The following is a 15,690-nucleotide window of genomic DNA, read 5'->3' as shown; positions in this document are numbered from 1 at the left end:
CGTTCCGGGCCGTTACAGGGTGTTGCTTGGAGAGGTGGGGAGGTGGAGAGTTCCGTGGCCAGTGCTGGCCCCTCCCCCACGCAATCCTTACTTCAAAACAGCCAGTGCCGCGTCATAGTTCGGCTCTTCGGCGATTTCGCCAACCAGCTCGCTGTGCAGCACCTTGTCGTTTTCGTCCAGCACCACCACGGCGCGGGCGGCCAGGCCGGCCAGCGGGCCGTCGGCGATGGCAACGCCGTAGCTTTCGAGGAACTCGCGACCACGCAGGGTCGACAGGTTTTGTACATTTTCCAGGCCTTCGGCACCGCAGAAGCGCGCCTGGGCGAATGGCAGGTCGGCGGAGATGCACAGCACCACGGTATTGGCCAGTTCATTGGCCTGGGCGTTGAACTTGCGCACGGAGGTGGCGCACGTCGGGGTGTCGACGCTCGGGAAGATGTTCAGCACCTTGCGCTTGCCGGCAAAGTCCTTCAGCGAGGTATCAGCCAGGTTGCCAGCGACCAGAGAGAAGGCAGGCGCCTGGGCACCGGCCTTCGGCAGTTCGCCTTTGACCTGAACCGGGTTGCCTTTGAGAGTCACTTGAGCCATGGACGAAATCCTTATGCGGGGTTTGAAAAGGACCCTGAGTTAAGCATGAAGGCGGCCGGGTGCCTATGGGGTACGGTGAAATTGTTCAATTGCCTGACAATTCCTGTGGACAAAAAAATGCCCGGGTGGCGACAAGCAACCCGGACACTTCCTACAGCAGGTAATGAATCAGCCCAGCAGGCCGTACACCACGGAGGTCAGCGCGACCAGGCCGACCACCACCACGAACACGTTGGACAGCGCACCGCTGTACTTGCGCATCGAGGGCACGCGGCGGATGGCGTACATCGGCATCAGGAACAGCAGCACGGCGATGATCGGGCCGCCGAGCGATTCGATCATGCCGAGGATGCTCGGGTTGAGGGTGGCGACGATCCAGCACACCACCAGCATCAGTGCGGCGACCACGCGATCCAGCGTCTTGGCGCCCGGGCGTGCACCGGTCTTGGCGATGATGCCCTTGAGGCCTTCGCTGGCACCGATGTAGTGGCCCAGGAACGACTTGGCGATGGCGATGAAGGCAATCAACGGCGCGGCGAAGGCGATGGTCGGATTGCTGAAGTGGTTGGCCAGGTACGACAGGATCGACAGGTTCTGCGCCTTGGCTTCGGCCAATTGCGCGCTGTCCAGGGTCAGCACGCAGCTGAACACGAAGAACAGCACCATGGCCACCATCAACAGGTGGGCGCGGGCCAGGATCTGGCCGCTGCGCGCGTCAGCGTGCTCGCCGTAACGGCGCTTCTGGTCAACGGCAAAGGCCGAGATGATCGGCGAATGGTTGAACGAGAACACCATGACCGGGATCGCCAGCCACACCGTGTGCAGGAAGGCCGAGCCCGTTGGCAGCTGGGTAGCGCTGTCGAGGATACCGCCGGTCCAGTGCGGTACCAGGTACAGGCCCAGCAGCGCCAGGGCGACGATGAACGGATAGACCAGCAGGCTCATGACCTTGACCGTGGCCTGCTCGCCGCAACGAACGATCGCCAGCAGGCCGAGGATCAGCACGAACGACAGCAGCGCCCGCGGCGGCGGGACCATGTGCAGTTGGTGCTCCATGAAGCTGGTGACCGTGTTGGTCAGCGCCACGCTATAGATAAGCAGGATCGGGAAGATGGCGAAGAAGTACAGGACGGTGATCAGGGCACCGGCCTTGATGCCGAAATGCTCTTCGACCACTTCGGTGATGTCGCCGCCACTGCGACCGGACAGTACAAAGCGAGTCAGTCCTCGGTGGGCGAAGTAGGTCATCGGGAACGCCAGTATGGCGAGGATCATCAGCGGCCAGAAACCGCCTAGGCCGGCGTTGATCGGCAGGAACAAGGTGCCTGCGCCGATGGCGGTGCCGAATAGGCCCAGCATCCAGGTGGTGTCTTGACGCGCCCAACTGCCCAGGGCTGCCGGAGTTGATTGTTCATATTGTTGTTCAACGCTTGGGGCCTGCTCATTCATTCCGGGTGTAGCTCCACTCGCAAGACTGCAACAGGGCTGGGAATGGCGAAACAGACGCTTCACGCACCCCAACCAGAAAAGAGGGGCGCGATTGTGCACTGAAAGAGGGCGATTGCGAAGCCCCGTCCGAGGGACGGTTGCACTTGTCTTTACAAGAGGGTTGCGCCAATGGGGCCGCAGAGCGGCCCCGGCGGTGTTACTTCTGCACCGCTGCGAACGCTTCGGCAACCTGTTGCAGGTTGGCCGGACGCAGGCCGGACATGCACACGCGGCCGCTGTCGATCAGGTACACACCGAATTCGTCACGCAGGCGACGCACCTGCTCGACGCTGAAACCGGTGTAGCTGAACATGCCGCGCTGGCGCAGGAAGAACTGGAAGTCCTGGCCCGGCAGCAGCACAGCCAGCGCGTCGACCAGCGCCTGACGCATGTCGAGGATACGCTTGCGCATGATTTCCACTTCAGCCGCCCACTGAGCATTAAGGGCCGCATCGCTCAGCACGCCGGCCACCAGCTGGGCGCCGAAGTTGGGCGGGCTGGAGTAGTTGCGGCGCACGGTGGCCTTGAGCTGGCCGAGCACGCTCTGGGTGGTGGCTTCATCGTCGCAGACCACCGACAGGCCCCCTACCCGCTCGCCGTACAGCGAGAAGATTTTCGAGAACGAGTTGCTGACCAGGCACGGCACGCCGGCGCGGGCCATTTCGCGGATGGCGTAGGCGTCTTCCACCAGGCCTTCGGCAAAGCCTTGGTAGGCGATGTCGAGGAACGGGATCAGCTGGCGCGCCTTGACCACTTCCACCACTTGTTGCCACTGATTCTGGGCCAGGTCGGCACCGGTGGGGTTGTGGCAGCACGGGTGCAGCAGTACCACGCTATTGGCCGGCAAGGCCTGCAGGGTTGTCAGCATGCCGTCGAAATCGACGCCACGGGTGGCCTGGTCGAAGTAAGGGTAGGTATTTACCTTGAACCCGGCACCTTCGAAGATGGCGCGGTGGTTGTCCCAGGTCGGGTTGCTGACCCAGACTTCGGACTGCGGGAAGTAGCGCTTGAGGAAGTCGGCACCCACCTTGAGCGCGCCGGAGCCGCCAACGGTTTGCACGGTGGCCACGCGCTTGCCGGTCACGGCCGGGTGGTCGGCACCGAACAGGAGTGCCTGGATGGCCTGGCGATAGCTGGCCAGGCCTTCCATCGGCAGGTACAGCGAGGCTTCGTGGTCAACCTCGGCGATGCGTTTTTCAACCGCATCCACGGCCGCCAGTTGCGGCACCACGCCGGCCTCATCGTAATACAGGCCGATACTCAGGTTGACCTTGTCGGCGCGCGGGTCGGCCTTGAAGGTTTCCATCAGCGAGAGGATCGGGTCGCCGGCATAGGCATCGACATGTTTGAACACAGCGTGCAGCTCCTTGGATCAGGACAGTTCGGAATGGCTGCCCTGAGGATACCCGGAGTCGGCGGCAAGGAACATCACCTGATGTGCAGGTTGTCTATGCAAGCGTGCACAGCGCTATGAACCAAGCAGTTGCTTCAAGCCTTGCAGCTCCTGCTCGGTCAACGCCACCCCTTCCCGCTCAGCAATTTCCCGCTCCCGGTAACGTCGCTCACCGGGCATGCGCGTCAAGCCCACGCTCTGCATCTGCTCGACCAAGGCCTGACTGCGCTCGGCAAAACGATCGCCTTCGGCCTTGCTCGGATCAATGACGATGATCAACTGCCCGGTCCAGGGTGTTTTCGCGCCTGGGTGGTTCGACCAGTCGAACTCCCAAGAGAAATGCCCACCCGTCAGCGCCGCCGCCAGCAGCTCGACCATCATCGACAGCGCCGAGCCCTTGTGTCCGCCAAATGGCAGCAACGCGCCACCTTCGAGAATGGCCTTGGGGTCGGTGGTCGGCTGGCCATCAGCGTCCACGCCCATGCCCTCAGGCAGCTGCTGGCCGGCCCGTGCGGCAATCTGTACGTCACCATGGGCCATGGCGCTGGTGGCCATGTCGAAGACGATTGGGTCATGCCCCGCGCACGGCGCGGCGAAAGCGATCGGGTTGGTGCCGAACAGCGGTTTGCACGCGCCATGCGGCACCACGCAAGTCATGCTGTTGACCACGCTCAACGCCACCAGGCCTTCATCGGCGAACGGCTCGACATCCGGCCACAGCGCGGCGAAGTGGTGTGAGTTGTGGATCGCCAGCACCGCAATGCCGGCGCTGCGTGCCTTTTCCACCAGCAATGCACGCGCCGCCGCCAAAGCGGGTTGGGCAAAGCCGCCACCTGCGTCGACGCTGATATACCCTGTCGCCACATCGGTCACGTGCGGCTGCACGTGGCCGCTCACCCAGCCACTGGCCAGGGTCGACACATACCCGGGAATTCGAAACACCCCATGACTGTGGGCACCGTCGCGCTGGGCGCTGGCGCAGTTGTGGGCGAGCACGCCAGCCACCGTCTCGCTGCAGCCATGACGCTGGAAGATCGCTTGCAACAGGCCCCGCAATTCGGCGAACGGCATGCGCACGGTGGGATGGGTAGAGGGTGCAGACATCTGAAGCTCCTTTCTTGGAATTGGAATGGCAACAGCGTGGGCAGCGACAAAAACTTTCCTGCATGTGACAGCTATCTGTCAAATATTGACGAAATGACAGAAAACATCCATTTTCTATTTCACGCCTCGCCTGGAGCAGCAGCATGAGCCAACCGATCAAGCAACGCCTGGAAAACAGCCTGCAAGGGGCCACGGCTTCGGGCCACAAGATCGCCAGCTACATGCTTGCCAACCTTCACGAACTGCCGTTCCAGACCTCCGCCAGCATTGCCGAAAAGCTGGGAGTCAGCGAATCCAGTGTCGGACGTTTCTGCCGTTCCCTCGGTTATGCCCATCTCAAGGCGCTCAAGCAAGATCTGCAGAGCGACTTGGGCGATGGACCATGGCTGGTGGGCGATCGCCTGCAAGATTACCGCCAGCAGCACGACGACAGCAGCCGCACGGGTAGCCTGGAGCTGGAAATCGCCGCCTTGGTGCGGGTGCATGAATACAGCCGCAGCGACGCCTGGCACCAGGCTGCCCAGCGCCTGGCGGACAAGCCACGCGTATTCATTGCCGGCTTTCAGACCGAGCGCGGCATTGCCCAGTGCATGGCTCACCTGCTGCATTACCTGCGCGATGGCGTGCAGGTAGTCGATGGCAGCGCCGGGCACTTCGGCGAAGTGCTGCTCGGGCGCCCGGATAACAGCGCCCTGGTGGTGTTCGAGGCGCGACGCTATTCCCGCCATGCCCTGCTGCTGTGCCAGAAGGCACGCGAGGCCAATATCCCGGTCACGCTGGTGACCGACACCTTCTGCGACTGGGCCGATGCCAACGCCGACGAGGTGTTCCGCATCCCCACCGAGTTCAATCTGTTCTGGGAGTCCACCTCGGCGATGCTGTCGTGGGTGCACCTGATGGTCAACGAGGTCTGCAAGAAACTCGGGCCTGATGTTGAAAAACGCTTGGAAGCGACTGCCGCTCTACATAACGCCTTCGTCGGCTACACGACGGGCAAACAACAATAGCAAGAGTGCAAGAGGTGCGAGATGAACAAGACCATGACGATGGTGGGTGCGTGTGCCCTGCTGCTGGCGGGTGCCGCGAGCGCCGAAACTCTGCGCTTTGCCACCGAAGGCGCGTACCCACCCTTCAACTATGTGGATGCCGATAACCAGTTGCATGGGTTCGACATCGACATCACCCATGCCCTGTGCGCACAGATGAACGTCGAGTGCACTCTGGTTGCCCAGGACTGGGAAGGCATCATCCCCGCCTTGATGGCGCGCAAGTATGACGCAGTGGTGGCCTCGATGATCGACACCGAGGAGCGGCGCAAGAAGATCGCCTTCACCGATCACTACTACCGCACCCCGCTGACCGTTGCCGTGGCCAAGGACAGCAAGATCAGCGATGCACAGAGCAGCTTCGACGGCTACACCGTGGGCGCCCAGTCATCCTCGACCCAGGCCATCTATGCCGAAGATGTGTATGCCAAGGCCGGTGCCGACGTGAAGCTGTACCCGACCATGGACGAAGCCAACGCGGACCTCGCCGCCGGTCGCCTGGACGGGGTGATCGCCGACAAGTTCCCGCTGCACGAGTGGATGAACAAGAACGGCCAGGACTGCTGCAAAGTGCTCGGCGATGTGGCCGGGACCAAGGCCGACGCCGCCATCGCCGTGCGCAAGGACGATGAAGCGTTGCGCCAACGCCTGAATGCTGCGCTGACAGCGATCGTCGCCAACGGCACCTACCAGAAGATCGCCAGCAAATACTTCGACTTCGATATCTATAACTGACGGGAGCGCGACAGCCAATGTGGGGATGGCACCGGCTTTGCCGGTGTTCGCGGCTGAAGCCGCTCCTACAGGGGGCTTGCTCAGTTAATACGAGGGATATGTCATGCTCGATCAATTGTCCTTGCTGTCCTTCGCCAGTGGCGGTTGGGGCCAGGCGCTGCTGGCGGGCGCGCTGGTAACCGTGTCGCTGGCACTGGCCTGCCTGCCCATCGGCCTGCCACTGGGCCTGGTAGTGGCACTCGCAGCGCGTTCACGCAAACGCCTGCCGCGCGCTTGGGCGACCACCTTCTCAACAGTATTCCGGGGCCTGCCCGAGCTGCTGACCTTGCTGATCATCTATTACGGCTGCCAGATCGCCGCGCAGAAGCTGTTGGCGGCGATGGGCTATCAAGGCGAGTTCCTGATCAATACCTTCCTCGCCGCCATGCTCGCCTTCAGCCTGGTGTTCGCCGCGTTTTCCAGCGAGATCTGGCTGGCCGCCTTCAAGACCTTGCCCAAAGGGCAGCTTGAGGCCTGCTCGGCGCTGGGCCTGGGCAAGCACACGGCGTTCTTCAAGGTGGTGCTGCCACAACTGACGCGCATTGCCCTGCCAGGGCTTTCCAACAACTGGTTGTCGTTGCTCAAGGACACGTCGCTGGTATCGACCATCTCGCTGGTCGACCTGATGCGCCAGACCAACCTGGCCGTCAGCGTGACCAAGGAGCCAATGTTCTTCTATGGCGTGGCCTGCCTGGGCTACCTGCTGTTCTCGGCGTTGTCGGGGCGGGTGTTCGCCTATATCGAACGGCGCAGCAATCGCCACCTGCAAGGAGCACGCGCATGAGTGCCGAACAACTGCTGGCCCTGGTGCTCGACCCAGACCTGCTGGAACGCTACGGGCCGCGATTCATCGATGGCTTGCTGGTCACCGCCAAGCTGGTGGCGATTTCCTTCAGCCTGGGCGCCGTGCTCGGTCTGATGCTGGCCCTGGCGCGGATGTCGCGCCACCGGTTGTTGCAACGCCTGGCGGCGGGCTACATCTATATCTTCCGGGGCTCACCTCTTCTGGCACAGCTGTTTCTGCTCTATTACGGGCTGGGTTCACTCAAAAGCTTCTGGCAGGACGTCGGCCTCTGGTGGTTCTTCCGCGACGCGTGGCTGTGCACCTTGCTGGCCTTTACCTTGAATACCGCCGCGTATCAGGCCGAGATCTTCCGCGGCAGCCTGATGGCCGTTGCGCCCGGCCAGCACGAAGCCGCGCGGGCACTGAACCTCAAGCGCTCGACCACGTTTTTCAAGGTGATCCTGCCGCAGTCGCTGCTGGTGGCCATCGGCCCTTTGGGCAACGAGCTGATCCTGATGATCAAGGCCAGCGCCATTGCCTCACTGGTGACCATTTACGACCTGATGGGCGTGACCAAGCTGGCTTTCTCCCGCAGCTTCGACTTCCAGATCTACCTGTGGGCGGCAGTGCTGTACCTGGTGATCGTCGAGCTTGTTCGGCGCCTGCTGAAACACCTGGAGGCCCGCTTGGGCCGCCACTTGAACTGACCGAAGGATACATTCATGCACTGCCAGACCCTTGTCCTCGGCGCCGGTATCGTCGGCGTCAGCACCGCGTTGCACCTGCAGGCACGCGGGCGCCAGGTGATCCTCATCGACCGCGACGAACCCGGCAGCGGTACCAGCCACGGCAATGCCGGGCTGATCGAGCGCTCCAGCGTCATCCCCTATGCCTTTCCCCGGCAGTTCGGCGCGCTGTTGCGCTATGGCTTGAACCGCCAACCAGACGTGCGCTACAGCCTGCTGCACCTGCCCAAGGCCGCGCCCTGGCTGCTGCGTTACTGGCGGCAATCGGCGCCTGGGCGCCTGGCCGCTGCTGCCGCCGATATGCTGCCGCTGGTGCAGCGCTGCGTCGAGGAACATGACGCGCTGATCGCTGCCGCCGGCCTTGAAGGACTGGTGCAGGCCAAGGGCTGGATCGAGGTGTACCGCGCCCCTGCGCGGTTCGAGCAGGCCAAGGCCGAGGTCAAGGGCCTGGCCCGTTATGGCCTGCAGTACGAGTTGCTGGAGCGCGGGCAACTGCAAGGCCGCGAGCATCAGCTCGACAGTGCGGTGGTCGGCGGCATCCATTGGCTGGACCCGAAAACCGTGAACGACCCCGGTGCCCTTACCCGTGGCTACGCCGCCCTGTTCGTCCGACGTGGCGGGCAGTTCCTGCATGGCGATGCGCGGAGCCTGCGTCAAGTCGGCAGCCAATGGCGGGTCGACAGCCAACGAGGGCCGATCACCGCCGACGAGGTGGTGGCCTGCCTAGGGCCGCAGTCGACCGACATTTTCGAGCGCCTGGGTTATCAGATCCCGCTGGGCATCAAACGCGGCTACCACATGCATTACGGCACCCGCGGCGGCGCCCACCTACAGCATTCTATCTGCGATACCGAGGGCGGCTACGTGCTGGCGCCAATGGCGCGCGGGGTGCGCCTGACCACCGGCATCGAGTTCGCCGCCAGCGACGCGCCGGGCAACGAAATCCAGCTCAAGCGCTGCGAAGCGCTGGCGCGCAAGCTGTTCCCGGCGCTGGGCGAGCGCCTGGACGACAAACCCTGGCTGGGCCGCCGCCCGTGCCTGCCGGACATGCGCCCGGTGATCGGCCCTGCGCCGCGGCACAAGGGCCTGTGGTTCAACTTCGGCCACGCCCATCACGGCCTGACCCTCGGCCCAGTCAGCGGCCGCCTGCTGGCTGAATTGCTCACCGGCGAGCGCCCCTTCACCGACCCTGCGCCTTACAGCGCGGCACGTTTCGACTGAAACCACGCGGGAGAACAACAACATGACCGCCCCCCTAAGCGTTGCCAGCCTTGCCCCTGAAACCGACACGCGCCCGGTGCTGATCCGCATCGAGGGCCTGAACAAGCACTATGGCGCCTTCCATGTGCTGCGCGGCATCGACCTGCAGGTGCGCGAGGGCGAGCGCATCGTCCTGTGCGGCCCGTCCGGGTCGGGTAAATCCACGCTGATCCGCTGCATCAACCGCCTGGAAGTCGCCGAACAGGGCAGCGTTCAGGTGGCCGGTATCGACCTTGCCACCACCACCCGGCAGGCCAGCCAAGTGCGCAGTGAAATCGGCATGGTGTTCCAGCACTTCAACCTGTTCCCGCACATGAGCGTGCTCGACAACTGCCTGCTGGCGCCCACCAGCGTGCGCGGCCTGTCACGCAAAGACGCCGAGGAGCGGGCGCGGATGTACTTGAGCAAGGTCGGCATCGAGAGCCAGGCGCATAAATACCCCAGCCAGCTGTCCGGCGGTCAGCAGCAACGTGTGGCGATCGCCCGGGCGCTGTGCATGAAGCCGCGGATCATGCTGTTCGATGAACCGACTTCGGCGCTGGACCCGGAAATGGTCGCCGAGGTGCTGGATGTACTGGTGCAACTGGCGGGCACCGGCATGACCATGCTCTGTGTCACCCATGAAATGGGCTTTGCCCGGCAGGTGGCCGAGCGGGTTCTGTTCCTTGAGGGCGGGCAGATCATCGAGGACACCCCGCCGCACGTTTTCTTCAATCAGCCGCGCACGGCACGGGCCAAGGCGTTCCTTTCGCAGATTCTGCACTGACGTGGGGTCGCATCATTGCACGGCTGCAATGAGCCAACTGCATCGTTAAATATTATTGACCCGACCCCCTGTCAAACCCTTGCCGGCTCAGGCTTGCATGGGTTCAGCCCCCGTATTTCGGCGCCTGAGCGCCTTTTTGCTCGTTTGACATATCGAACGGCTCTGGCAAGCTATCTACAAGCCCCGACCGGAATCGTCGCCTCTGACGAGCCGGCAGTGCTCGGGGCTTCAGGTAGCACATCAGGCCCCGGGCCGTGCACCTGCACAACAACGACAGGTCGAACCTGTCATAAGGTGACATATGTCCAACAGCAACATTGGCAACAAGCAACCTTCCCTGCGCAAACCCGTCGTCCTGATGACCATGGGCAGCCAAGAGCGCAAAGGTCATGACTATCAGGTCATGACCCACAAATACATCACCCCGCTGGTCGACTTCGCCGATTGCGTCCCGGTCCTGGTGCCCACTTGCTGTGGCGTCGATGACCTCGAGACCTATCTGGACATGGCCGACGGCGTATACCTGACCGGTGCCGGCAGCAATATCGAGCCGAGCCTGTACGGGCAGGAAAACCAGACGCCGGGCAAAGGCCAGGACATCAACCGCGACCTGTTCGATATCCCGCTGGTCAAAGCGGCCCTCAAGCGTGGCCTGCCGATTTTTGGCGTCTGCCGTGGCATGCAGGAAATCAACGTGGCCCTGGGCGGTGACATCTACCAGAAGGTTTACGCCGAGCCTGGCTTCAACGACCACCGGGAAAACCCGGAAGACCCGGTCGAAGTGCAATACGCCCAGGTGCATGGCGTGAAGATCAAGCCGGGCAGCTGGCTGCGCGATACCCTCGGCACCGATGAGATCCGCGTCAACTCGCTGCATGGCCAGGGCCTGCGGAACCTGGGTGCCGGCCTCGAACCGATTGCCCACGCTGAAGACGGCCTGGTCGAGGCGATTCATGGCCCGAGCATTTCGCCGTTCCTGTTCGCCGTGCAGTGGCACCCGGAGTGGCAAGCGGCGAAGAACCCAGACTCGATCAAGATCTTCCAGGCCTTCGGCGATGCCTGCCGCACCCAGGTGCGCAAGTCCCAGATCAAGCGCCAACAGGCCGCCTGACCCTCAGCTTCGTTAGTTTTGATCGCGGGGCGGCGCAAGGTCGCCCCCGCTTCCCCGGTCACCCTCTGCTGGTCCCAGAACACTTCCCGTGGGAGCGGGCGGCGGGCTTGTGCCTGTCTCCGCGATCGTTTTTTTCCTTCAGAGATACGATGACTGTTTAGGTGTTCGCCTTGACAGGTTTATCGCCTATCAGATCGAGCGCCGCCCGCGCGGCGCTTCGCGGGCAAGCCCGCTCCCACATTTGTTGCAACGTACCTATGCCTGACAGGCCATGGTTGTTCGCCTTGGCGCACGTCGCAACATTGCGGGGCTGCCGTCGCGCCAGCCCAGATGTATCGACATGCTAACAAGGCTGGCAACCATGACCTCACAGACAATGGCACGTTGCAACAAATGTGGGAGCGGGCTTGCCCGCGAAGCGCCGCGCGGGCGGCGCTCGATTTCAGCATCCCCCCAGAACCCCAGCCAAGCACCCAAGACCCCAAGACCCCAAGACCCCAAGACCCCAAAAATTTCTCAAAGAGGACTAGTCATCGCACCAGTTGTACGATAACTTACCTCCATCGCAGCACACCACCCTTCACCCAAGCGCCACAGGATGCCAACAACAATGAATCCACAAGAACTGAAATCCATCCTCTCCCACGGCCTGCTGTCTTTCCCGGTCACCGACTTCAATGCCCAGGGCGACTTCAACCAGGCCGGCTACATCAAGCGCCTGGAATGGCTCGCCCCGTATGGCGCCAGCGCCCTGTTCGCCGCCGGCGGCACCGGTGAGTTCTTCTCCCTGGCCGCCAGCGAGTACAGCCAGGTGATCAAGACGGCGGTCGACACTTGCGCCAAGTCGGTACCGATCCTCGCCGGCGTCGGCGGCTCCACCCGCCAGGCCATCGAATACGCGCAAGAAGCCGAGCGCCTGGGGGCCAAGGGCCTGCTGCTGCTCCCGCACTACCTGACCGAAGCCAGCCAGGACGGCGTTGCCGCCCACGTCGAAGCCGTGTGCAAATCGGTGAACATCGGTGTGGTGGTGTACAACCGCAACGTTTGCCGCCTGAACGCCGACCTGCTGGAAAAGCTCGCCGAACGCTGCCCGAACCTGATCGGCTACAAGGACGGCCTGGGTGACATCGAGCTGATGGTGTCGATCCGTCGCCGCCTGGGTGATCGTTTCAGCTACCTGGGTGGCCTGCCGACCGCCGAGGTGTATGCTGCGGCCTACAAGGCCCTGGGTGTGCCGGTTTATTCCTCTGCGGTATTCAACTTCGTGCCGAAGACCGCGATGGACTTCTACCACGCCATCGCTCGTGACGATCACGCCACCGTTGGCAAGCTGATCGACGATTTCTTCCTGCCGTACCTGGACATCCGCAACCGCAAGGCCGGCTACGCCGTGAGCATCGTCAAGGCTGGCGCCAAGATCGCCGGTTATGACGCAGGCCCGGTGCGTACTCCGCTGACCGACCTGACCGCTGAAGAATACGAAATGCTCGCCGCTCTGATGGACAAGATGGGTCCGCAATAAGCGCACCCCTGCGGCCTGCCCTTGCCGCACCCGGAGTGGGAAGCCCCCACTCCGGATACAATTCGTGAGCCCGCACAAAAATAAATAGTGGGAGTACTGCCAGCATGCAAGCGACTAAAAAGACGCATGTGCGCTACCTGATCCTGTTCATGCTGTTCCTGGTGACCACGATCAACTATGCCGACCGCGCCACCATCGCCATCGCAGGCTCCAGCCTGCAGAAAGACCTCGGCATTGACGCCGTAACCCTCGGTTATATCTTCTCCGCCTTTGGATGGGCTTACGTTGCCGGCCAGATTCCAGGTGGCTGGCTGCTGGACCGCTTCGGCTCCAAGAACGTCTACGCCTTCAGCATCTTCACCTGGTCGCTGTTCACCCTGCTGCAAGGGTTTGTCGGTGGCTTGCCAGTCGCCTGGGCGGTCGTCACCCTGTTCACTCTGCGCTTTCTGGTCGGTTTCGCCGAAGCCCCGTCATTCCCGGGCAACGCCCGTATCGTCGCGGCCTGGTTCCCCACCGCAGAACGTGGCACGGCCTCGGCGATCTTCAACTCGGCGCAATATTTCGCCACCGCGCTGTTCGCCCCGATCATGGGCTGGATCGTGTTCAGCTTCGGCTGGGAACACGTGTTCGTGGTCATGGGTGCACTGGGGATCATCTTCTCCGCCGTGTGGCTGAAGACCATCTACAACCCACGCCAGCACCCGCGCATCAGCCCGCAAGAGCTCGAGCACATCGAGCTGAACGGCGGCCTGGTGGACATGGACCAGAAGCGCGGCAACGACGGCCCGAAATGGGGCTACATCAAGCAGCTGCTGACCAGCCGCATGCTGTTGGGCGTGTACCTGGGCCAGTATTGCATCAACGCCATTACCTACTTCTTCCTCACCTGGTTCCCGGTGTACCTGGTGCAGGAGCGTGGCATGACCATCCTCAAGGCGGGCATCATCGCCTCGCTACCGGCCATCTGCGGCTTCATTGGCGGGGTATTGGGTGGCGTGCTGTCGGACTGGCTGCTGCGCCGTGGCAATTCGCTGACCTTCTCGCGCAAGTTGCCGATCGTCTGTGGCCTGCTGCTGTCGACCACCATGGTCTTCTGCAACTACGTCGAGGCCGAGTGGATGGTCGTCGGCTTCATGACCCTGGCCTTCTTCGGCAAAGGGATTGGTGCATTGGGTTGGGCCGTGGTCGCCGACACTTCGCCCAAGCAGATCGCCGGGCTGTCCGGTGGCCTGTTCAACACCTTCGGCAACATCGCCTCGATCACTACCCCGATCGTCATCGGCTACATCATCAGCGCCACGGGCTCGTTCAAGTGGGCCCTGGTGTACGTGGGTGCCAACGCCCTGGTGGCGGTGTTCAGCTACCTGGTGATCGTCGGCCCGATCAAGCGGATCGAGCTGCGCGAAGACGCCCCCAAGCCACAGGCTGAGCCTGCCGCCAATGGCGAGCTGGCCAGCTCGCGTCACTGAGTGAACACGCCCGCGCCGGGGTACCGGTGCGGGCGGATGTACAAAAGCCTGAGAACCCACAAGTAGGGCCTGAACATGCAGTTGATCGAACACTCCGACTCGCCCCGCTACGTCCGCCTGCACGACGACGATAACGTCGTGGTGGTGGTCAATGACGGTGGCCTGGGCGAAGGCGCCCGCTTCCCCGACGGCCTGACCCTGGTCGAAGCCGTGCCGCAAAGCCACAAGGTCGCCACCGTGCTGATCGCCAAAGGTGAGCCGGTGCGCCGCTACGGCCAGGTCATCGGCTACGCCCTGGAAGACCTGCGCCAGGGCAGCTGGGTGCAGGAAAGCCAGCTTTCCATGCCATCGGCACCCGAGCTGGACAGCCTGCCGCGCTGCGATGCCGTCCCAGCGCCCCTGCCGCCGCTTGAGGGCTTCACCTTCGAAGGCTACCGCAATGCCGACGGCACCGTCGGCACCCGCAACATCCTCGGCATCACCACCACCGTGCAGTGTGTGACCGGCGTGCTGGAGCACGCGGTCAAGCGCATCCGCGCCGAGCTGCTGCCTAAATACCCCAACGTCGACGACGTGGTCGCCCTCACCCACAGCTATGGCTGCGGCGTGGCGATCAACGCCCGCGATGCTTACATCCCGATCCGCACCGTGCGCAACCTGGCGCGCAACCCCAACCTCGGTGGCGAAGCGCTGGTCATCAGCCTGGGCTGCGAAAAGCTGCAGGCCGGGCAGGTGATGCACGACAACGACCCCTCGGTGGACCTCAGCGAACCGTGGCTGTATCGCCTGCAGGACGCCAGCCTTGGCTTTACCGAGATGATCGAGCAGATCATGGGCCTGGCCGAAACCCGCCTGCAGAAACTCGACCAGCGCCGCCGCGAAACCGTGCCGGCCAGCGAGCTGATCCTCGGCATGCAGTGCGGTGGCAGCGACGCCTTCTCCGGCATCACCGCCAACCCGGCACTGGGCTATGCCTCCGACCTACTGGTACGGGCCGGCGCTACCGTGCTGTTCTCGGAAGTGACCGAAGTACGCGACGCCATCTACATGCTCACCTCGCGCGCGGAAAACCAGGACGTCGCCGACGCCCTGATACGCGAGATGGATTGGTACGACCGCTACCTGCAGCAAGGCGCGGCCGACCGCAGCGCCAACACCACACCGGGCAACAAGAAAGGCGGCCTTTCCAATATCGTCGAAAAATCCCTCGGCTCGATCGTCAAGTCGGGCAGCGGCGCCATCCAGGGCGTGCTTGGCCCAGGCGAGCGGGTCGCGCGCAAAGGCTTGATCTTCTGCGCCACACCGGCCAGCGACTTTGTCTGCGGCACCCTGCAACTGGCCGCCGGCATGAACCTGCACGTCTTCACCACCGGCCGCGGCACTCCGTACGGCCTGGCCATGGCACCCGTGGTCAAGGTCTGTACCCGCACCGAACTGGCCCAGCGCTGGCCCGACCTGATCGACATCGACGCCGGGCGCATCGCCAGCGGCCGTTCGAGCATCGAGGAACTCGGCTGGGAACTGTTCCACTACTACCTGGACGTGGCCAGCGGCCGCAAACAGACCTGGGCCGAACAGCACCGCCTGCACAACGACATCACCCTGTTCAATCCGGCACCTATTACCTGATTACTCACCT

14 protein-coding genes are annotated in these 15,690 nt (G+C 63.1%); 10 read left to right on the top strand and 4 right to left on the bottom strand.

Annotated features, from left to right (window positions below; genetic code table 11):
* Window positions 1-87: 87 nt before the first annotated feature.
* From tpx to ACZ6YA_RS12940, 4 genes are all read right to left on the bottom strand, one after another.
* Window positions 88-588, bottom strand: a complete 501-nt coding sequence (gene tpx, locus ACZ6YA_RS12955) for a thiol peroxidase (RefSeq protein WP_465897522.1) — start codon at window positions 586-588, stop codon at window positions 88-90.
* Between the two features lie 168 nt (window positions 589-756).
* The gene (locus ACZ6YA_RS12950; protein WP_465897521.1) at window positions 757-2,037 is read right to left on the bottom strand and encodes a serine/threonine transporter; all 1,281 of its coding nucleotides are present in this window, start codon (window positions 2,035-2,037) and stop codon (window positions 757-759) included.
* Between the two features lie 196 nt (window positions 2,038-2,233).
* Window positions 2,234-3,430 (bottom strand): amino acid aminotransferase, encoded by a 1,197-nt coding sequence (locus tag ACZ6YA_RS12945; RefSeq protein ID WP_465897520.1) that lies wholly within the window; start codon window positions 3,428-3,430, stop codon window positions 2,234-2,236.
* Window positions 3,431-3,544: 114 nt separating this feature from the next.
* Entirely contained in the window at window positions 3,545-4,573 is a 1,029-nt protein-coding gene (locus ACZ6YA_RS12940; protein WP_465897519.1) for an Ldh family oxidoreductase, read from the bottom strand.
* Between the two features lie 143 nt (window positions 4,574-4,716).
* On the opposite strand from ACZ6YA_RS12940, the gene ACZ6YA_RS12935 reads away from it, so the two are divergent.
* The 10 genes from ACZ6YA_RS12935 (at window position 4,717) to garD (ending at window position 15,680) form a co-directional block, all read left to right on the top strand.
* The gene (locus ACZ6YA_RS12935; RefSeq protein ID WP_465897518.1) at window positions 4,717-5,580 is read left to right on the top strand and encodes a MurR/RpiR family transcriptional regulator; all 864 of its coding nucleotides are present in this window, start codon (window positions 4,717-4,719) and stop codon (window positions 5,578-5,580) included.
* A 21-nt stretch (window positions 5,581-5,601) separates the two neighbouring features.
* On the top strand, window positions 5,602-6,354 hold the full coding sequence (locus ACZ6YA_RS12930; RefSeq protein WP_465897517.1) for a transporter substrate-binding domain-containing protein: 753 nt from the start codon (window positions 5,602-5,604) through the stop codon (window positions 6,352-6,354).
* A 103-nt stretch (window positions 6,355-6,457) separates the two neighbouring features.
* Window positions 6,458-7,177 carry an ABC transporter permease gene (locus ACZ6YA_RS12925; RefSeq protein WP_465897516.1) on the top strand — a complete coding sequence of 240 codons (720 nt, stop codon included), beginning with the start codon at window positions 6,458-6,460 and terminating at the stop codon, window positions 7,175-7,177.
* Window positions 7,174-7,884, top strand: a complete 711-nt coding sequence (locus tag ACZ6YA_RS12920; protein ID WP_465897514.1) for an ABC transporter permease — start codon at window positions 7,174-7,176, stop codon at window positions 7,882-7,884. Before ACZ6YA_RS12925 ends, ACZ6YA_RS12920 begins: the two co-directional genes overlap by 4 nt.
* 15 nt (window positions 7,885-7,899) lie before the next feature.
* Entirely contained in the window at window positions 7,900-9,144 is a 1,245-nt protein-coding gene (locus ACZ6YA_RS12915) for an NAD(P)/FAD-dependent oxidoreductase (protein WP_465897512.1), read from the top strand.
* Window positions 9,145-9,166: 22 nt separating this feature from the next.
* A complete protein-coding gene (locus ACZ6YA_RS12910; RefSeq protein ID WP_465897510.1) occupies window positions 9,167-9,949 on the top strand; it encodes an amino acid ABC transporter ATP-binding protein in 783 nt (260 codons plus the stop codon).
* 301 nt (window positions 9,950-10,250) lie between these two features.
* A complete protein-coding gene (locus tag ACZ6YA_RS12905; RefSeq protein ID WP_465897508.1) occupies window positions 10,251-11,060 on the top strand; it encodes a gamma-glutamyl-gamma-aminobutyrate hydrolase family protein in 810 nt (269 codons plus the stop codon).
* A 610-nt stretch (window positions 11,061-11,670) separates the two neighbouring features.
* Window positions 11,671-12,582 carry a 5-dehydro-4-deoxyglucarate dehydratase gene (kdgD, locus tag ACZ6YA_RS12900; protein ID WP_465897507.1) on the top strand — a complete coding sequence of 304 codons (912 nt, stop codon included), beginning with the start codon at window positions 11,671-11,673 and terminating at the stop codon, window positions 12,580-12,582.
* A 104-nt stretch (window positions 12,583-12,686) separates the two neighbouring features.
* The gene (locus tag ACZ6YA_RS12895; protein ID WP_465897506.1) at window positions 12,687-14,051 is read left to right on the top strand and encodes an MFS transporter; all 1,365 of its coding nucleotides are present in this window, start codon (window positions 12,687-12,689) and stop codon (window positions 14,049-14,051) included.
* 75 nt (window positions 14,052-14,126) lie between these two features.
* Entirely contained in the window at window positions 14,127-15,680 is a 1,554-nt protein-coding gene (gene garD / locus ACZ6YA_RS12890) for a galactarate dehydratase (RefSeq protein ID WP_465897505.1), read from the top strand.
* The last annotated feature ends 10 nt before the right edge of the window (window positions 15,681-15,690 follow it).

The sequence above is a fragment of the Pseudomonas sp. NPDC090752 genome (assembly GCF_055584805.1).
This window is presented reverse-complemented; position numbering and strand designations above follow the sequence as displayed.